Source organism: Mesorhizobium sp. Cs1299R1N1 (assembly GCF_037179655.1).
GTDB classification, from domain to species: domain Bacteria; phylum Pseudomonadota; class Alphaproteobacteria; order Rhizobiales; family Rhizobiaceae; genus Mesorhizobium; species Mesorhizobium salmacidum.
The window spans coordinates 205419-222843 of the sequence record NZ_JAPYKR010000003.1; the positions used below are offsets into that span (position 1 = coordinate 205419).

Here is a 17425-nt window from a genome sequence, read left to right on the forward strand (position 1 = left end):
GGCGGTCCGCAATGGCCGCCTTTCTTTTTTGGCCTGTGGAAACCGGGCATCGCCCGCATTAGGGGTCGTCTGAAATCGCGGGCATGATTATATGGTGGCGAAACGAGTTCCCCGATGCGATTTCCGCCCGCCTTCCTCGACGAGATACGCGACCGCGTGCCGATTTCACAGGTCATCGGCCAGCGCGTCGCGTGGGATCGCAAGAAGACCAATACGTCGCGCGGCGACTATTGGGCCTGCTGTCCGTTCCATGGCGAGAAGAGCCCTTCCTTCCACTGCGAGGACAAGAAGGGCCGTTACCACTGTTTCGGCTGCTCGGTCTCGGGCGACCATTTCAAATTCCTGACCGAGCTCGAAGGACTGAGTTTTCCCGAGGCGGTCGAGAAGATCGCCGACATGGCCGGCGTGCCGATGCCGGTTCGCGACGCACAGGAAGAGCGGCGCGAGCAGGAACGTGCCAGCCTGACCGATGTCATGGAGATGGCGACCGCCTTTTTCCAGGAGCGCCTGCAAGGGCCCGAGGGCGCCAAGGCCCGCGCCTATCTGCGCGATCGTGGGCTGACGCCGGCGACACAGCAGTCGTTCCGGCTCGGCTTCGCGCCCGACAGCCGCAACGCGCTGAAGGAGCATCTGGCGGCCAAGGGTGTGCCGAAAGCCGATATCGAAGCCTGCGGGCTGGTGCGCCATGGCGACGACATTCCGGTCTCCTATGACTGGTTCCGCGACCGCATCATGTTCCCGATCCCGGATTCTCGCGGCAAGATCATCGCTTTCGGCGGCCGCGCGCTGGCGCCCGACGCGCTCGCCAAATACATGAACTCGCCCGATACCGAGCTCTTCCACAAGGGTAATGTGCTCTACAATTTCGCCCGCGCCCGGCAAGCGCTGTCAAAGGGGGCTCTGGCCAAGGGCGGCACCGTTATCGCGGTCGAAGGCTACATGGACGTGATCGCGCTGGCGCAGGCGGGCTTCGAGAATGTCGTGGCGCCGCTCGGCACCGCGCTCACCGAAAACCAGCTCGAACTGTTGTGGCGCATGGCGCCGGAGCCGATGCTGTGCTTCGACGGCGACAAGGCCGGGCTGAAGGCGGCCTGGCGGGCCGCCGATCTGGCGCTGCCATCGGTGCAGGCCGGACGCTCGGCGCGCTTCGCGCTGCTGCCGGAAGGCAAGGATCCCGACGATCTGGTCAAGGCCGAGGGGGCGGAGGCCTTCCGCGCCGTGCTGGCCGATGCGCGGCCGCTGGTCGACCTGTTGTGGATGCGCGAGACGGCGGGCGGCGTCTTCGACACGCCCGAGCGGCGGGCGGAATTGGGACAGACACTGCGGGAACTCAGCAGCCGCATCCGCGACGAAAGCACGCGCTACCACTACCAGCAGGAAATGCGCGAGCGGGTGCTGAGCTTCTTCGGCTCGCAGCGCAATGCGCGGCAAGGCCGTCAGGATGGCGGCCGGCCCGGTCAGCGCGGCCAGGGCAAGCCCGCACCCGGCGGGCAATTCGCCAAGGCAGGAGGCGGGCGCATGGCGATCACCGAAAGCCTCGGCCAGTCGGCGCTGGTCAGGCGCGGCGAGGGGATGTCTGTGCGCGAGGCGACGATCATCGTGGCATTGGTCAACCACCCGGCGCTGATCGACGAGAATTTCGCCCATGTCGAGTTCCTCGACCTCGCCAATTCCGACCTGACGCGGCTGCACGCCGCCATCCTCGACGCGATGGCGCATAACATGGCCAATGACCGCCACGCCGTGGTGGCGACGATAGAGCGCGCCGGCTGCGCCGAGATCTGGGAGCGCGCGGTCGGCCTGATCAAGCGGGCGCGGCAATGGCCGGCGCTGGAGACGGCGGCCCTCGAGGATGCCCGCGACGCTCTGAACCAGGCGTTGCACTTGCAGCGCAGCGCGCGCACCTTACATAAGGAGCTGAAACAGGCGGAAGCGGCCCTCGAAGCGGATCCTTCGGACGAAAACTTCCGCCATCTGATCGAAATTCAGGCGCAATTTCAGGATGTACAAGCGACGGAAGCGCTGATCGAAGGATTTGGTGTTTCGTCGGGCAGGGCTGGGCGAGCCTAGGTGCATGCGAGCGCGAAATGAAGGCGCGGCCACGCTTCCCCTGGGGGCGAGGCGCGCTAAGTCGGGTAATTGATTCGCTTTTTTCATGCGAATCATGCCAGAGGCGCTTGACCTTCGGACAGAATGGCGGAATCAGGACGATTCGAAACGTTAACCCGCACCCGCGTCGACGGGAAACAAGCGATGCAAGGTACTTGGTCACTGGACAGGCGGCCCGCCTGACACAGATATCAGGGTTAATCTGGACTTAATGTATGCCGCCCAAGAGTGGAACCCGGTTTTGGGGCAACGGCATGCACCAAACAAAAGAGTGGATGCAGCTCATGGGCCGGGTGAAGCGCGTTTAGAAAAACGGGCGTATCCGATTTGACTGGTCCGACAGCTGACGCGGCCCCCATGGCCGGCCGCTAGGAGAAGATAAAGACTATGGCGACAAAAGAAAAGGAAGAGGTCGAGACCGAACGCGAAGGCGCCACCGATGGGCCCTTGCTCGACCTTTCCGATGATGCTGTCAAGAAGATGATCAAGGCCGCCAAGAAGCGCGGTTATGTCACCATGGACGAGCTGAATTCGGTGCTGCCTTCCGAGGAAGTGACCTCGGAGCAGATCGAGGACACGATGGCGATGCTGTCCGACATGGGCATCAACGTCGTCGAGGATGACGAGCAGGGCGAAGAGGCCGAGGCCGGCGACACAGCCGCCGATGCCGAGGAAGATGCCAACGAGCTTGCCGAGCAGACCGGCACCGCGGTCGCCGCCACCACCACCAAGAAAGAGCCGACCGACCGCACCGACGATCCGGTGCGCATGTATCTGCGCGAAATGGGCTCGGTCGAGCTGCTGTCGCGCGAGGGCGAAATCGCCATCGCCAAGCGCATCGAGGCCGGCCGCGAGACGATGATCGCGGGCCTGTGCGAAAGCCCGCTGACCTTCCAGGCGATCATCATCTGGCGCGACGAGCTCAACGAATCCAAGATCCTGCTGCGCGAGATCATCGACCTCGAAGCCACCTATGCCGGCCCCGAAGCCAAGCAGGCGCCGGTGGTCGAACGTGTCGAGGAAGCGCCCAAGGCCGAGGAAAAGCCGCGCCGCGGACGCGACGATGAAGACGACATCACCAATGTCGGCGCCGATACGCGCGGCATCGGCGACGACGACGAGGAAGACGAGGACGAGGCGAGCCTGTCGCTGGCGGCGATGGAAGCCGAACTGCGCCCGCAGGTGATGGAGACGCTCGACGTCATCGCCGACACCTACAAGAAGCTCAGGAAGCTGCAGGACCAGCAGGTCGAGAACAGGCTGGCCGCCGCCGGCACGCTGTCGCCCAGCCAGGACCGCCGGCTGAAGGAGCTGAAGGATCAGCTGATCAAGGCGGTGAAGTCGCTGTCGCTCAACACGGCGCGCATCGAGGCGCTGGTCGAGCAGCTCTACGACATCAACAAGCGCCTGGTGCAGAACGAGGGCAAGCTTCTGCGCCTCGCCGAAAGCTATGGCGTGCGCCGCGAGGAGTTCCTGAAGGAATATCAGGGCTCCGAACTCGATCCGAACTGGACGCGCTCGATCGCCAACCTGACCTCGCGCGGCTGGAAGGAATTCACCAGGAACGAGAAGGATGCGATCAAGGAGCTGCGCGCCGAGATCCAGCATCTGGCCACCGAAACGGCGATCTCGATCCTGGAATTCCGGAAAATCGTCAACCAGGTGCAGAAGGGCGAGCGCGAAGCCGCGATCGCCAAGAAAGAAATGGTCGAGGCCAATCTGCGCCTCGTCATCTCGATCGCCAAGAAGTACACCAATCGCGGCCTGCAGTTCCTCGACCTGATCCAGGAAGGCAATATCGGCCTGATGAAGGCGGTCGACAAATTCGAATACCGCCGCGGCTACAAGTTCTCGACCTACGCGACATGGTGGATCCGGCAGGCGATCACGCGTTCGATCGCCGACCAGGCCCGCACCATCCGCATTCCGGTGCACATGATCGAGACGATCAACAAGATCGTGCGCACCTCGCGCCAGATGCTGCACGAGATCGGCCGCGAGCCGACGCCGGAGGAACTGGCCGAAAAGCTCGCCATGCCGCTCGAAAAAGTGCGCAAGGTCCTGAAGATCGCCAAGGAGCCGATCTCGCTCGAAACGCCTGTCGGCGACGAGGAGGATTCGCATCTGGGCGATTTCATCGAGGACAAGATGGCGATCCTGCCGATCGACGCGGCGATCCAGGCCAATCTGCGCGAGACCACCACGCGCGTTCTGGCCTCGCTGACGCCGCGTGAAGAGCGCGTGCTCAGAATGCGGTTCGGCATCGGCATGAACACCGACCACACGCTGGAAGAAGTCGGCCAGCAGTTCTCGGTCACCCGCGAGCGTATCCGCCAGATCGAAGCCAAGGCGCTGCGCAAGCTCAAGCACCCGAGCCGGAGCCGCAAGCTGCGCAGCTTCCTGGACAGCTGAGACCTGCCAATCGCATTGGAGATAAAGGGCGCCACGAGCGCCCTTTTTCATGGGCGTGTTCGCTCTTGCGACCCGCGACCTTAGGGAGGATAATTTCGCCTCGGACGCATTTTCTGGGCGACAACCCCGGAAAGCCCGCCCCGGTCGAGGCCGTGTCGACAGACCCACGGCCTGAGTGCCGTGCTCCGTGGCCCCGGAGGGAGGTGTGCCATGACAAGCTACATCGTGCTGATGAACTGGACCGAGCAGGGCGCCAAGAACGTGCGCGAATCCCCGAAGCGGCTCGACGCCGCCAGGAAGCAACTGGGCGAAATGGGCGGATCTTTCAAGGCGTTCTACCTGACCATGGGCGAGTACGACATGGTGGCGGTGGTCGAGGCGCCCGACGACGCGGTCCTGGCGCGTTTTTCGCTGATGCTGGCGGCGGCCGGCAACATCAGGACGCGGACGATGAAGGCCTTCCCCGAATTCGCCTATCGCGAGATCATCACCTCACTTGGATGATGAGGTTTGCGGACAGCCGGATCAGGTGCCGCCTCAACGGCTCTTGATCCGGCGCGCGTTCCGATAGATTTGGCAGTTGCCTCGGGACAGGACGCCTCACCGTGGAGGCCAAGGAGAGATCGCATGAACAATTTTTCGATACTGGCCGTCGGTCTTGCCTTGATGTCGTCGATGCCCATCGACGCCGGCGCCGCGCAAAACCCGGTCGGCATGGCCAATCCCGCATCGGTTCACTGCGGTGCGATCGGCGGCCGCTTCGTGGTCAGGAAAGACAAGGCCGGCAGCGAATACGGGTTTTGCCGCTTGCCCAACGGTCGCCTGTGCGAGGAGTGGGCGCTGTTTCGCGTTCGCGACAACAAATGCGTCGGGCCGAAGGCGGCGATGCGCGGCAAGTGACTGGTAGCGGAACCACGGCTTTGCTGACCGTCTGGTACAACACGCGCTGTCCAGTCTGCGATGCCGGCATCGGTAGGCAGAAGCGGCGGCTGATCGAGGCGGTCAAGGCCGGTCGGGTCGAATTTCGCGATATCAACCTGGAGCCGGATGCGCTGTCGTCGCATGGCGTCTCGCTGGAGGACATCCGCCGCCGGCTGCATGCCACCGATGCGGATGGCAATTTGCTGATCGGCGCCGACTGGCGATCGCGGTCTGGCTGTTAACGCCGGGCGAGGGTTGGCTGGCGAGCCTGTTCGGCAATCGGCTCATGCTGCCGCTGACCGGCCTTGCCTATGATCGCTTCGCCGACCTGCTCTACGGCTGGAACCGGCGCAAAGACCGCTGGTAGTCCATTCGCACTCCATCCATTCCCATCAAGCCTGACGCTTCGATGCCGCGATGTCGCTTGGCTCGCGATCAGATACATCATAAGATATATCTTGACTCGGCAGCACTGCGCGCCTAACTAAGATATATCGTAAGATAGAACTCAAGGAGCAATCAATGCACGGACACAATCATTCCGATCATCATCATTTCGGCGAGCGCATGTTCATGCACATGGCCGGCAAGTTCGGCGGCAAATTTGGTGGCAGAGGGGGCGGCGGCTTCGCTCCGTTCGGCGGCAGGGGCGGTGGCCGCGGCCCGGGCGACATGTTCCGCGCCGGACGGATGCTCGCCGACGGTGACCTCAAGCTGATCACGCTGTCGCTGTTGGCCGAGGCGCCACGCCATGGCTACGACATCATCAAGGCGCTGGAAGAGCGCACCAGCGGCATCTACAGCCCGAGCCCGGGCGTGGTCTATCCGACGCTGACCTTCCTGGAAGAGGCCGGCTACGCCGTGTCGACGAGCGAAGGCAACAAGAAGGTGTTCTCGATCACCGAGGCCGGGCAGGCGCATTTGGCCGACAACCGCGAAATGATCGACGGCGTGCTCGATCATCTCGAGCGCTTCGGCCGCAAGATGGCCAAGGCGCGCGACTGGTTCGGCTGGAACGATGACGGCGAGGACCGCCGCGGCGGCCGCGGCGGCCGTGGCGAGCGCTCGGAAACGCGCGACGAATTCCGCGCCATCCGCCACCGGCTCCGCGCGGCACTCGGCGACATCGTCGATGCCCCAGCCGAAAAGCAGGCCGAGGCGATCGCCATTCTGGAAGCCGCCGCCGAAGCGCTGGAAGCGCTGTCGCACCGCTGAGGCGGGCAAGCTTTCCTCTCACCCCGCTTTGCGAGGGCGAGGACGCAGAAAAGCCCGGGGAGACCCGGGCTTTCTCGTCAGGCCGTGCCGGCATCATTCCTTGCCGACATATTCGCTGATCAACTTTTCGTTGCGCGCCTTCTCGATCTTGGCGGTGGTTTCGGCGGAGATGCGCTCGTCGGTGCGGTACTTGACCAGGTTCACCAGGCTGCCGGTGAGCAGCAGGATGCCCATGGCCCAATAGCCTTTGGTCGACAGGTCGACCGGTGCCAGCCACAGGGACAGGCCAAGCATGAGGTAGGCGGCGCCGACCGAGACGGTGTTGAACATGATGTAGGTCTGATTGCTGTTCATTGTCGTGTTCCTTGACTGGATCGAAGTTGGGTTTGATGTGGTCGTCGTCAGGTCCAAAAATCTTCAGTTGATGGTCTTCAGGCGCTCGAGCACGTCCCTGGCGCGCACCTTCACCGCCGGGCCGTGCCCGGCGTCGGCAAGGCGGTCGCGGATCGCGTCATGACGAAGCTCGCCGTCGATTTCGTCGAGAATGCCGGCTTCCTCGAACGGATCGCTGGCTCCCTTGATGCGGGCCAAAAGCTCCTCGGCGTCGTTGAGGCTCGCCGAATGACCGATCGACCTGACGAGGCGTGACTGCGCCTTGCGCTCGGCATCGATGGCCCGGGCCGAGATCATGCCCTGGTTGAGATCGATGATGCGGCGGTGCGCCCGCTCCACCGAAACGCGCATCCGCAAGGTCTTTTCGCCAAGGCTTTGCACCGTGGCGCGGCGGACCTCGCGTTCATTCTCCAGTTCGGCTATGGCCGCGGCACCGCTTTCGGCCAGCCCGCTGTTGCCGGCGGCCAGCGCGCTGATGGTGCGTGTCTCCAGGTCGGCGTGGCGGCGGTCGAGATGGTCGAGGCCGGCTTGCTCGGCACGCTGGCGCACGATCAGTGAGGCAAGCGTCTGCTTGGCGGCGGCAAATCCCGCCTCGGCATCGCGGATGCGCTGCGCCAGAAGGTCGATGGCGAAGCGATCCTTCAGGCCGTCCTCGGCCCGTGCGCTGGCGCCGTCGAGCAGTGTTCTGATCAGGCTAAGCATGGTTCTTCTCCCTTCGAAGTTTCCGTGAACGATGTTCACAAACTAAACATAGCAGCAAATGAACATTGTTCAAGATGATTTTGAACGCTGTTCACGATATCCGGCATATGGTAAACGAAGGGAAGTAGGGGGCGAAAAAGCGTGCCGTCGAAGGCATGCGCATCCAAAAAGGACTGCTATGGCGCTGGACAAGGAAGAGACCGGCGAGCGGGTGCTGGCCATTGCCGAGACGCTGCTCAACGAAGGCGGCATGGACAATCTGAAGGCCAGGACCATCGCCGAACAGGCGGGCATCTCGGTCGGCTCGGTCTATAATCTGTTTTCCGATCTCGACGGTGTGCACCGCGCCGTCAACATGCGGCTGCTCGACCGGCTGGGGGTCGCGGGCGCTGCGGCGATGGCCGATCTTGGCAGGCGCGGCATCACCGACGTGCGCCAACGGCTGATGGCATTGGCCGGCGCCTATGTTCGCTTCGTCGAGGCGCATCCCGGCAGCTGGCCGGCGCTGCTGGCCTTCAACAGGCGGCGTCCGGTGCTGACCGAGCCCGACGTCTACGAGGCACGGCTCGACCAGTTGTTCGAGATCATCGCCAGCGTCCTTGCCGATGGCGGCTTCGATCTCGACGAGGACACGCGCCGGATCGCCGCGCGAACCCTCTGGTCAAGCGTGCATGGCATCGTCACCAGCGGGTATGCGGGCAGGTCCGTCAGCCGGCAGGCCGACGAGATCGACCGGCAGATCGAGCTCCTGGTCGCCGTCTTCATCAGGGGGCTGGAACGCGGCGGCACATTCGCGCATGCTGAGCCGACAGCGTCGTGAATCGCATACCGACGGCGATCGCAGGCGGCAAGGAGATTTGAGCGATGTCTTTTCTGAAACGTCTTTTCGGCGGCGGTGGCGGCGAAGCGGCCGAGCCCGCAAGTGCCGCGCCCGCCAAGCAGGTCGAGCACAAGGGTTTTACGATCAGCGCCACGCCCTACAAGACCGAAGGCCAGTACCAGACCTGCGGCGTCGTCTCCAAGGAGGTCGATGGCGTGGTGAAGGAGCACAAATTCATCCGTGCCGACCGTTTCGCCGGACTGGACGACGCCGTCGACATCTCGATCAAGAAAGGCATCCAGCTCGTCGACGAGCAGGGCGATCGGATTTTCGGGTAGGGTCCAGCCGTCTCCGAAAGAGCGTGGATCGCGCGTGAGGGGGCTTACACCCTCGAGCACTCCGTGAAGCGCTCGAGGTCCTTGGCCGGCGTGCCATCCAGGTGGGTATTAGCCGCGCTTTTGGATGACGCCGTAGAGCACGTTGCGATTCTCGCCGAAGTACACTTGTGCCTCGACGGTGTTGCGGTCGACGCTGGCATTGATGATGTTCCACATGTCGACTTCCGACCGCAGCAGCAGCACCCAGTCCATGAACGTTTCCCGGTAGCCGGCGTCAGGAGTGCCCTCGGCGTAGTTCGCAAACAGGAATGTCCCGTTCGGCTTCAGCATCTGCAGACAGGTCTTGGCGAGTTTCACGGCGACGTTGTGCTGAAGGTAGTCGTAAAGCCCGGAGGCATAGATGAGATCGAACTTGCCAAGCTTGTGGCCCCTGGTGAGCACGGTCCGTACCGAGCCGTCGATGGCCTCGACCGCGGTGCCTTGGAAATCGCGCGCGATCAGTCCGACGCTCTGGGGATCCTGATCGAGCGCGACCCAGCGCTTGAGGCCGCCCTCGGCCAATGCGGCCGAACGGTTCGCTTCGCGCAGATGGCCGGCCGCGATAGCCAGGACTTCGGTTTCCGGTCCATTCCTGGCCGCGGTCTCATCGACATAGCGGGTCAGCAGATCGCGGCGCTCCCGTGCCGCGACGCATGACGGGACGTTCTGGGTATGGCTGTAAAGCGCCTTGCCGATCTCCGAGGCGTTCGCCACGCTCTCGGCCACGTGCGGGTCACAATAGATGTAGTCGAGCAACTGCGCGTCGCCGGAATAACCCCTGGGCTTGGTGAAGGACCAATGCGTCAGCGGATCCTCGAGAAAGTACTTCTGGATCGGGTGGTTCTGCGCCACCGGTATCAAGGCTTGCCACACGTCGGGATGAACCTTGGCACGCAACGCGTTGAGAAGCGACAGCAGCCGGCGAACGATCTCGGCGGGAAATTTTTGCTGCTCGACCTGTTGCTGTGTCGCGTGGAGGATGAGCGCCAGCTCCGCGCGAGCGGTTTCGAACGCTTCGCCATGATGCTCGGGCTTTCCTCGACGGAGACCACTGGCAATTGCCTCCGCAGTAATCAGACTCTGGCCATCAAAGACAGTTTGCACACCAAGACTCCATAGTTAACAGTCAGTTAACTTATTGCTTAGAATATTCGAATTGCCAATGTCGGGTCGCGGGCATTTTATCGGTATGATTAATTTCCCGCTAACCATGTCAATTCTTTGGGGTTTTTAAGGAGGGGATTCCGGGTTCGAGTTAACGGAAACTTGTCCTGCGTCATTGCATTTGATTGCGCGGCAAGAGATGTCGCGCCCAAGGAGTCGGTCTGCGTTGGGGGCAGAAGCTGCAAAAGAATTCGGAACGCGAGATGCCCTTCAGCCGGGATTTGTCGTGAACGAACGCGCGTCATCCAGAGTGGCCGATGCGGTCGATTCGGAACCGCACGATCCCCGCCAGGAGCTGGGGGCGGCTGAACTTCGCATCCTTTACCGCACGGAAGCCCAGGCGAAACGAAGGAAGGAAGCCAGGCCAGGCCTTTGGATCGCCGTCGTCATCTATGTCTTGTTTTCGGTATCGGATCTGCTGCTGATACCGGATGTGGCCGCCCTTACGATCACGGCCCGCTTCGCTGTCGGACTGACCGCACTGTTGGTCCTGGAAGCACAGCTTCGCCGGGGAGCCGCCACGGACTGGCTTGACGTAACCTGCGCAGCGGCCATCATCTTCGGCTATATCGGCTGGCTTTACCCCGCCTCCATGGGGGCGAACAAGGAAACCGTCGCCTACTATATGGTCTTCGGCACCATTTTCATGATGAGTGCCAATCTCTTCTTCACGTTCCGGTTCAAAGTGTCGATCATAACGTCGACTATAATTTTGTGCATCTTGTATGTGGTGAACTACTTTCTACCCGCGTCGCTGGCATACAAGATGGTATTTGGCACTTTCTACGTTTCGTGCTTCACGTTCACATCCTATGTGAACTGGAAGCTGAACGAAGAGCGCTACAACGTCTTCCTCAACGCGCTGGAAGCCAAGATCCAGCACCATGAGGCCACCGAGCGCGGCAAGGCCCTGCTCAGACTGTCGCGGACGGATCCGCTTACAGGCCTGGAGAACCGGCGCGCCATCGACGAGAAACTGCGTGACTACTGGAATGACTGGCAAAAGCTTGGCCATGGTTTTGCGGCGATCCTCATCGACGTCGACTTCTTCAAGAAGTTCAACGATTGCTATGGCCATCAGGAGGGTGACCGTTGCCTGATCCAGGTCGCCGAGGCGCTCAGCGACCTGATCAAGCAATATGATGGCTCCATCGGCCGCTATGGTGGGGAGGAATTCATCGTCCTGGCTCGCATGGGCAGGAAAGACCAGGTCGCGGATCTCGCCGAAGCCATTTGCCGCACGATCGAGAACCTGGCGATCGCGCACGAGTTGCGGCGGGATGGCGTCGCGATCGTGACGGCGAGCGTGGGCGCGGCATTCACCAGGAAGCAGACCGCCGCCAAGCTGGAGAAGATCATCCACGAGGCCGATCGGGCGCTCTATCTGGCAAAAGCCGGCGGCCGAAATTGTGTCCGGCTGTTCGATCCGACCGATCCCCAGAGCAGCGACGAGAGCGAGAATCTCGCGGCTTTGCTGAAGATCGCGATCGGCCAGGATCTCGTTTCGCTTGTCTATCAGCCCATCCAGGACCTCGCGTCGGGCCGGGTCGAGGCCGTGGAGGCGCTGATGCGTCTCAAGATGCTCGACGGGACCTTGGTTCCGCCGAGCCTGTTCATTCCCGTCGCGGAGCGAACCGGCGCCATCCTCGAGCTCGGGCGTTGGGCAATAAGGACCGTGTGCGCCGAACTCCTGGCGCAGGATCACGTGCGCGTCGTCAGCGTCAACGTCTCGCCGATCCAGCTCAAGACGCCCGGCTTCGCGACATCGGTCGCGACCATTCTGGGCGAGACCGGCGTGACCGGTAACCGGCTGGCCTTCGAGATCACCGAGGGGCTGGAGATGGAGATGCACTCCGACATCCTGCGCTGCATCAGCGATCTGAAGCTGCTCGGGATCAGGATATGGCTCGATGATTTCGGGACGGGCTTCGCCGGCCTTTCGTGGCTTCGTCTCATCGATTTCGATACGGTCAAGATCGACCGCTCGTTTCTCCACGACTGCGGCACCCCCAAGGGCATGGCGATGCTGCAGGACATCATCGCACTGGTCAGAAATCGCGGCCACAAAATCCTGGTCGAAGGGGTGGAGACCGAAGAGCAGATGCTCCTCATGCGCCAGTTTGGCATAGACAAGGTCCAGGGCTTTCATGTCGGCCGCCCGGCTCCGGCCGCGAATTTCCAGACCAAACGGGCCATTCAGAAGCGGCCGTTCACGGTTCTCAAGTCGGCGTGACGCCGAAGCAGGCGGTGGCTTGACCGGCCATGGCCCGTCAAGCCCGTTTGTCATCTGGCCACGATTGCCGTCCGGCCGTGTCTCCTGATTTTATGCGTGTCGTTATCCCGGAACCGAGGACACTTCCGGGCGACATGCATTATGCCGTCTGCAACGCCGTGCGTGGCAGCGGCGGGAAGGCGATGGCTATGCCCGCGGCACCCAGGCCGATGAGAGCCGAGCCGATGAACAGCCAATGGTAGCTGGCATAGGCGTCGAAGATCATGCCGCCGGCAAGCGGCCCTAGCGCCATGCCGAGGCTGGAGAGCATGGTGGCGGCGCCGAATACGGTGCCGAGAATGCGCTGGCCGAAATATTCGCGCGCCAGCACGGCGTAGAGCGGCATGACGCCGCCATAGGTGGCGCCGAAGATGACGGCCAGCATATAGAACTGGTCGAGCTGGCTGATCGAGAGATAGGCGGCAATGACGATCGACTGGATCGCCAGCCCCGCGATCAGCACCGGCTTGACGCCCAGCCTGTCGGCCAGCACGCCGTAGAGCAGCCGGCCGCCGAGGCCAGCCAGACCCTCGACACTGTAGATCGAGACCGCGGCCATCGGGGCGACGCCGCACAGCATGGCGTAGCTGACCATGTGGAAGATCGGGCCGGAATGGGCCGCGCAGCAGGCGAAGAAGGTTAGCCCCAGCACGATGAATTGCGGCGAGCGCAGCGCCTGCCCGACCGTCAGGCCGGCGCCTTCGGCTACTGGTGCCGCAGCCGCACCGGAGGCGGCGGGTTTCGGCGGCTGGCGCACCAGAAGGACGGCGGGCAGCAGGAGCACCCAGGCCAGGAGGCCGATGTCGAACATGGCGGCGCGCCATTCATAGGCCGAGATCAGCCAGCGCGCGAAAGGCGAGATCGTCATCGGCGCCACGCCCATGCCGGCCGAGACCAGCGAAACCGCCAGCCCGCGATTGGTGTCGAACCAGCCTGATGTCAGCGCGATCATCGGTGCGAAAAAGGCGCTGGCCGCGAGCCCGACGAGCACGCCATAGGTGATCTGGAAGGTGAGAAGCGAACCGGCGCGGCTTGCCAGCACCAGCGCCAGCCCGAGCAGCACGGCGCCGATCGTGACGACGATGCGGGCGCCGAACCGGTCGGACAGGGCGCCCCAGGCGAAGCCGCCGAGACCCATCACCAGGAAGTTGAGCGTCATGGCGCTCGAAATGCCCGCGCGCGACCAGTTGGTATCGATCGCCATTGGCTCGAGGAAAATCGCCAGCGAAAACATCGTGCCGATGGCGACACAGGACATCAGCGCGCCAGCCGCGACGATGACCCAACGGTAGGAATGGTTCATGTTTCTTCTCCCAGCCGGGAATAGGATCGATCTTTCGACGCCGCCCGGCAATTCCGGTTGCGTCCCAAGGACGTTCGAGGCGTGCTCGGATCGACATTCCAGATGGAAATTCTTATAGGGCCAGGTGATGGCCTGCGCCTCGTCAAATGCGCTGAGAGATATTTCAAAGGCTCAGATCGGCAGTTCCGATGTGTACTTGATCGTCCAGCTGGGAACGTCGGTCTTGACGTTCTGCACGCCCTTGATGCGGCTCAGATGCTCCGACTGGAAACGGCGATAGTCGTTGATATCTGCCGCCACCACGCGCACCAGGGCGTCGCAGTCGCCCAGCATGAGATAGCATTCCATCACTTGCGGCAGCTTGGCCACCTCGGTGGCGAAGTGCTCGATCGTGTCCTCGTCCTGCGTCTTCAGCCAGATCCGGGTGAAGAAGGTGAGGCCCTTGTCGATGCTGGCCGGATTGAGCACGGCGACATAGCGGTCGATGACGCCGGCTTCCTCCAGGAGCTTGACGCGCCGCAGGCAAGGCGAGGGCGACAGGCCGACCTCATTGGCCAGATCATTGTTGGCCATGCGGCCGTCGCGCTGCAGTGCCCGCAGGATGCGCTTGTCGATGTCGTCGAGCTTCATGGCGTTGAATTCCATTTTCCTGCGGATATGTGACATTCAATGCCAAAATTTGGCGAAAGACAACAATCTTCGCAACCAAATTGCGGGGAGGTGTAGGTATGTTTCGCCCCTGACATCACGAAATTTCCAAACGCAGGGCAGGGCGGCTGCGAGGCCGGCCTATGGCAGACCATGAGCATTTCACAGGCAGTCGAGGCAGCCGGCAATGGTTCGGAATCCGAGTTCCGCCGTGGTGTGATGTCCTGCGCGCCGGTGCTGCTCGGCACCATTCCCTACGCGCTGGTGCTTGGCGCCCAGGCCACGCAGAAGGGGCTGAGCACGGTCGAGTTGTCCATGATGACCGGCCTGAACTTCGCCGGCGGTTCGGAATTCGCGGCGATCCAGTTGTGGACGTCGCCGCCGCACATCCTGCTCATTGTCGCCATCACCTTCCTGGTCAACAGCCGTCATCTGCTGATGGGGGCGGCGCTCGCGCCGTTCCTGCGCGAGCTACCGCGGCGCAAGGTTTTCCCGGCGCTGTTCTTCATGTGCGATGAGAGCTGGGCGCTGGGCCTGGCCGATGCCAAACAGCGTGCCGCCGCGGACATCGGCCCGGCCTTCAGCCCGCGCTATTATATGGGCGCGGCGCTGGCGATGTATCTCACCTGGGTAGCCTTCACGACGCTCGGCGCCTTGCTCGGCCCGATGCTGGGCGATGTCGAGACCTATGGTTTCGACATGGCGTTTCCGGCCGTCTTCCTGGTGCTGATGCGCGGCATGTGGAAAGGCTTTGCCGCCGCGCGACCGTGGCTCGTCAGCCTGGCAGTCGCCGCGCTTGTCTATCTCTTCGTTCCCGGCGCCTGGTATGTCGCGGCGGGTGCTGTGTCGGGGCTGGTCGCGGCCTGGTTGCTGGCAGGTGATGCATGATCGACATGGCAACCCTTCTCACCATCGTGCTGATGGCCGGCGTCACCTATCTGACGCGGATCGGCGGCTATGTCGTGCTGCGCAACCGCGTGCTCAGCACCCGCGCCACGGCGGTGATGGAGGCAGCGCCCGGCTGCGTGCTGATCTCTGTCATCGCCCCGGCCTTCGTGTCGCGGAATCCGGCTGATCTTGCGGCATTGGCCATCACGCTGGCGGCGGCAACGCGGCTTTCCATGCTGCCGACCGTGCTGATCGGGGTCGCTTCGGCCGGCCTCTTGCGGCATCTGATCGGCTGAAGCGAAAAGGCAGGCGCGAACGCCTGCCTTTGGATATGCCATACGGATCAGCGGCTTACGCGGCAGCCGCTACATCACGGCCGGCGGCAACCAACGCATCAACCTTGGCGGTCGCCTTGGCAAGCGCTGCTGTCACCGCGTCAGGGCCCTTGGAGATACCTTCGATGCGGACGACTTCGACATCGGTCATGCCGTTGAAGCCGAGCGCAGTGCGCAGGTAAGGGATGGCGTGGTCCATCTGCACGGCAGCGCCTTCCGAATAGATGCCGCCGGAAGCAAGCACGACATAGACCTTCTTACCGGTGACGAAGCCCTTGGGGCCGTTCTCGCCGTAGGCGAAGCTCTTGCCGGCACGGGTTACGTGGTCGACCCAGGACTTCAGCGTCGAAGAGATGCTGAAGTTAATGAAACCAGTGGCCAGGATCACGGTGTCGGCGGCGAACAGTTCGTCGAGCACGTCATCGGAAACGCCGACCACCTCGGCCTGGCGCGGGGTGCGCGCTTCAACCGGCGTGAAGATGCCTGCCGCATAGTCGGCATCGATATGCGGCAGCGGGCTGGCGACGAGATCGCGCACGACCAGCGTGTTCGATGGGTCGGCAGCGAGAAGCTTCTGAGCGAACTCGGTGGCGATGCGGGTCGAGTGCGAGGCAGCGCCGCGCGGGCTCGAGGTAACAAGAAGAATGGACATGCGGGTCTCTCCAGTTGAATGAATTGTCCCGACATATATGGGCTATCGATCCATCCGATAAACTGGCATATTTTCTATACGATCCATCTATAAAGTAGATACAGCGATGCAGCCGAACCCGACCCTCGACCAGCTCCAGATCCTTGTCGCCGTTGCCGACACCGGCAGTTTCTCGGCCGCCGGCCGCAAGCTCAACCGGGCGCAATCCGTCATCAGTTACGGCATCGCCAATCTCGAGGCGCAGCTTGGGCTGAAGCTGTTCGAACGCGAGGGCACGCGCGAGCCGCAACTGACCGAGATCGGCCGGGCAATGCTGGAGGATGCGCGGCGCATGGTGGGCGTGCTGCAGCGCATCCGCTCGCGCGCCGACGGCCACCATCACGGGCTGGAGGCCGAGGTAGCGCTGTCGGTCGATGCGACGTTGCCGTCTCCGGTGCTGGTGCGAGTGCTCAAGGCGTTCGAGGCGCGGTTTCCGACCGTGATGCTGCGCCTGCATATCGGCACGCTCGGCCTCATTCCCGATCTCGTCGTCAATGGACAGGCCGATCTGGGCATTGGCGGCTTGCTGGGCGATGTCGACGTGCATCTCGTGCGCATCGGCTTCATGTCGCTGGTGCCGGCGGCCGCACCCAGCCATCCGCTGGCACAGTTGCCGAAGCCGGTGGCGCTCGAGGATGTGCGCGAGCACACGCAGCTTGTCGTCACCGACCAGTCGGAGCGCACCAAGGGACGTGATTACGGTGTCTTCGCCTACCGCACCTGGCGCCTGACCGACGTGCGCACCAAGCACATACTGATGCGCGAGGGGCTGGGTTGGGGTGGGCTGCCGCGCTGGCTGATCGCCGACGATCTGGCCAGCGGCCGCCTGGTGGAGCTTGATCTCGAACCCTACAAGGAGGTGAGTTCGCCATTGTTCGCCATGCACCGCAACGATCGCAGCCCGAAGCCGGCGGCCGCCTGGTTGATCGACCGGTTCAAGCGCGGGCTCGGCTGCTTCAACGAGTTCGAGCCGGGCGAGGTGCCCGAAGAGGAGCCGGAGACCCATGGCGTGTCCGGCTCCGGCATCTGACCCGGGCATCCGAGAAATCACCGGATTATCGTCACCCCGGAAACTACGATCTGCGCGGTGCGGGCGGTCAATTTCCCGTGCTTGCGTAGCGTCGGTTTTTCATAAGTCCTTTTCATGTGTCGGTCCCGAATGTGAGCCTTGAGGC

Annotated in this window: 17 protein-coding genes and 1 pseudogene; 12 read left to right on the forward strand and 6 right to left on the reverse strand. The window is 62.9% G+C overall.

Annotated elements, in window-relative coordinates; translation table 11 throughout:
* Positions 1-114: 114 nt before the first annotated feature.
* From dnaG to O7A70_RS07860, 6 genes and pseudogenes are all read left to right on the forward strand, one after another.
* Positions 115-2070, forward strand: coding sequence for a DNA primase (gene dnaG / locus O7A70_RS07835; RefSeq protein WP_337139863.1), 1956 nt, complete (start codon positions 115-117; stop codon positions 2068-2070).
* Between the two features lie 426 nt (positions 2071-2496).
* Positions 2497-4521: an RNA polymerase sigma factor RpoD gene (gene rpoD, locus O7A70_RS07840; protein WP_337139864.1), complete on the forward strand. Its 2025-nt coding sequence runs from the start codon at positions 2497-2499 to the stop codon at positions 4519-4521.
* Positions 4522-4731: 210 nt separating this feature from the next.
* Complete coding sequence (locus O7A70_RS07845) at positions 4732-5025, forward strand: GYD domain-containing protein (protein WP_140505142.1); 294 nt, start codon at positions 4732-4734, stop codon at positions 5023-5025.
* Positions 5026-5148: 123 nt separating this feature from the next.
* Positions 5149-5421: a putative hemolysin gene (locus O7A70_RS07850; protein ID WP_337139865.1), complete on the forward strand. Its 273-nt coding sequence runs from the start codon at positions 5149-5151 to the stop codon at positions 5419-5421.
* Between the two features lie 20 nt (positions 5422-5441).
* Positions 5442-5809, forward strand: a pseudogene (locus O7A70_RS07855) (thiol-disulfide oxidoreductase DCC family protein).
* 155 nt (positions 5810-5964) lie between these two features.
* Positions 5965-6657, forward strand: coding sequence for a PadR family transcriptional regulator (locus tag O7A70_RS07860; RefSeq protein WP_337139866.1), 693 nt, complete (start codon positions 5965-5967; stop codon positions 6655-6657).
* A 93-nt stretch (positions 6658-6750) separates the two neighbouring features.
* Here the strand turns inward: O7A70_RS07860 and O7A70_RS07865 are convergent, their stop codons facing one another.
* On the reverse strand, positions 6751-7011 hold the full coding sequence (locus O7A70_RS07865) for a YiaA/YiaB family inner membrane protein (RefSeq protein WP_337139867.1): 261 nt from the start codon (positions 7009-7011) through the stop codon (positions 6751-6753).
* Between the two features lie 63 nt (positions 7012-7074).
* Positions 7075-7752, reverse strand: a complete 678-nt coding sequence (locus O7A70_RS07870; RefSeq protein ID WP_337139868.1) for a PspA/IM30 family protein — start codon at positions 7750-7752, stop codon at positions 7075-7077.
* A 178-nt stretch (positions 7753-7930) separates the two neighbouring features.
* Here O7A70_RS07870 and O7A70_RS07875 point away from each other — a divergent pair, with 178 nt between their 5' ends.
* Both O7A70_RS07875 and O7A70_RS07880 read left to right on the forward strand, forming a co-directional pair.
* Positions 7931-8572 (forward strand): TetR/AcrR family transcriptional regulator, encoded by a 642-nt coding sequence (locus tag O7A70_RS07875; protein ID WP_337139869.1) that lies wholly within the window; start codon positions 7931-7933, stop codon positions 8570-8572.
* Between the two features lie 44 nt (positions 8573-8616).
* The gene (locus O7A70_RS07880) at positions 8617-8910 is read left to right on the forward strand and encodes an HlyU family transcriptional regulator (RefSeq protein WP_027145774.1); all 294 of its coding nucleotides are present in this window, start codon (positions 8617-8619) and stop codon (positions 8908-8910) included.
* A gap of 108 nt (positions 8911-9018) precedes the next feature.
* Here the strand turns inward: O7A70_RS07880 and O7A70_RS07885 are convergent, their stop codons facing one another.
* The gene (locus O7A70_RS07885; protein WP_337139870.1) at positions 9019-10053 is read right to left on the reverse strand and encodes a class I SAM-dependent methyltransferase; all 1035 of its coding nucleotides are present in this window, start codon (positions 10051-10053) and stop codon (positions 9019-9021) included.
* A gap of 199 nt (positions 10054-10252) precedes the next feature.
* On the opposite strand from O7A70_RS07885, the gene O7A70_RS07890 reads away from it, so the two are divergent.
* Positions 10253-12346 carry a putative bifunctional diguanylate cyclase/phosphodiesterase gene (locus O7A70_RS07890; protein ID WP_337139871.1) on the forward strand — a complete coding sequence of 698 codons (2094 nt, stop codon included), beginning with the start codon at positions 10253-10255 and terminating at the stop codon, positions 12344-12346.
* Positions 12347-12485: 139 nt separating this feature from the next.
* Here O7A70_RS07890 and O7A70_RS07895 read toward each other — a convergent pair whose 3' ends face one another.
* Together O7A70_RS07895 and O7A70_RS07900 are read right to left on the reverse strand one after the other, a co-directional pair.
* Positions 12486-13688, reverse strand: coding sequence for an MFS transporter (locus O7A70_RS07895; protein WP_337139872.1), 1203 nt, complete (start codon positions 13686-13688; stop codon positions 12486-12488).
* Between the two features lie 171 nt (positions 13689-13859).
* Positions 13860-14318, reverse strand: coding sequence for an Lrp/AsnC family transcriptional regulator (locus tag O7A70_RS07900; RefSeq protein ID WP_140505199.1), 459 nt, complete (start codon positions 14316-14318; stop codon positions 13860-13862).
* A gap of 171 nt (positions 14319-14489) precedes the next feature.
* Between O7A70_RS07900 and O7A70_RS07905 the strand changes: the two genes are divergently transcribed.
* Both O7A70_RS07905 and O7A70_RS07910 read left to right on the forward strand, forming a co-directional pair.
* Positions 14490-15224, forward strand: coding sequence for an AzlC family ABC transporter permease (locus tag O7A70_RS07905; protein WP_337139873.1), 735 nt, complete (start codon positions 14490-14492; stop codon positions 15222-15224).
* On the forward strand, positions 15221-15520 hold the full coding sequence (locus O7A70_RS07910; RefSeq protein WP_337139874.1) for an AzlD family protein: 300 nt from the start codon (positions 15221-15223) through the stop codon (positions 15518-15520). Before O7A70_RS07905 ends, O7A70_RS07910 begins: the two co-directional genes overlap by 4 nt.
* A gap of 55 nt (positions 15521-15575) precedes the next feature.
* Here O7A70_RS07910 and O7A70_RS07915 read toward each other — a convergent pair whose 3' ends face one another.
* Positions 15576-16211: an FMN-dependent NADH-azoreductase gene (locus O7A70_RS07915; protein WP_337139875.1), complete on the reverse strand. Its 636-nt coding sequence runs from the start codon at positions 16209-16211 to the stop codon at positions 15576-15578.
* A gap of 106 nt (positions 16212-16317) precedes the next feature.
* Between O7A70_RS07915 and O7A70_RS07920 the strand changes: the two genes are divergently transcribed.
* The gene (locus tag O7A70_RS07920) at positions 16318-17280 is read left to right on the forward strand and encodes a LysR family transcriptional regulator (protein ID WP_337139876.1); all 963 of its coding nucleotides are present in this window, start codon (positions 16318-16320) and stop codon (positions 17278-17280) included.
* The last annotated feature ends 145 nt before the right edge of the window (positions 17281-17425 follow it).

Excerpts from the sequence above, each read along its gene's own strand:
- dnaG (WP_337139863.1), top strand. The coding sequence starts at position 115 with ATGCGATTTCCGCCCGCCTTCCTCGACGAGATACGCGACCGCGTGCCG.
- rpoD (WP_337139864.1), top strand. The coding sequence starts at position 2,497 with ATGGCGACAAAAGAAAAGGAAGAGGTCGAGACCGAACGCGAAGGCGCC.
- O7A70_RS07845 (WP_140505142.1), top strand. The coding sequence starts at position 4,732 with ATGACAAGCTACATCGTGCTGATGAACTGGACCGAGCAGGGCGCCAAG.
- O7A70_RS07850 (WP_337139865.1), top strand. The coding sequence starts at position 5,149 with ATGAACAATTTTTCGATACTGGCCGTCGGTCTTGCCTTGATGTCGTCG.
- O7A70_RS07860 (WP_337139866.1), top strand. The coding sequence starts at position 5,965 with ATGCACGGACACAATCATTCCGATCATCATCATTTCGGCGAGCGCATG.
- O7A70_RS07865 (WP_337139867.1), bottom strand. The coding sequence starts at position 7,011 with ATGAACAGCAATCAGACCTACATCATGTTCAACACCGTCTCGGTCGGC.
- O7A70_RS07870 (WP_337139868.1), bottom strand. The coding sequence starts at position 7,752 with ATGCTTAGCCTGATCAGAACACTGCTCGACGGCGCCAGCGCACGGGCC.
- O7A70_RS07875 (WP_337139869.1), top strand. The coding sequence starts at position 7,931 with ATGGCGCTGGACAAGGAAGAGACCGGCGAGCGGGTGCTGGCCATTGCC.
- O7A70_RS07880 (WP_027145774.1), top strand. The coding sequence starts at position 8,617 with ATGTCTTTTCTGAAACGTCTTTTCGGCGGCGGTGGCGGCGAAGCGGCC.
- O7A70_RS07890 (WP_337139871.1), top strand. The coding sequence starts at position 10,253 with ATGTCGCGCCCAAGGAGTCGGTCTGCGTTGGGGGCAGAAGCTGCAAAA.
- O7A70_RS07895 (WP_337139872.1), bottom strand. The coding sequence starts at position 13,688 with ATGAACCATTCCTACCGTTGGGTCATCGTCGCGGCTGGCGCGCTGATG.
- O7A70_RS07900 (WP_140505199.1), bottom strand. The coding sequence starts at position 14,318 with ATGAAGCTCGACGACATCGACAAGCGCATCCTGCGGGCACTGCAGCGC.
- O7A70_RS07905 (WP_337139873.1), top strand. The coding sequence starts at position 14,490 with ATGAGCATTTCACAGGCAGTCGAGGCAGCCGGCAATGGTTCGGAATCC.
- O7A70_RS07910 (WP_337139874.1), top strand. The coding sequence starts at position 15,221 with ATGATCGACATGGCAACCCTTCTCACCATCGTGCTGATGGCCGGCGTC.
- O7A70_RS07915 (WP_337139875.1), bottom strand. The coding sequence starts at position 16,211 with ATGTCCATTCTTCTTGTTACCTCGAGCCCGCGCGGCGCTGCCTCGCAC.
- O7A70_RS07920 (WP_337139876.1), top strand. The coding sequence starts at position 16,318 with ATGCAGCCGAACCCGACCCTCGACCAGCTCCAGATCCTTGTCGCCGTT.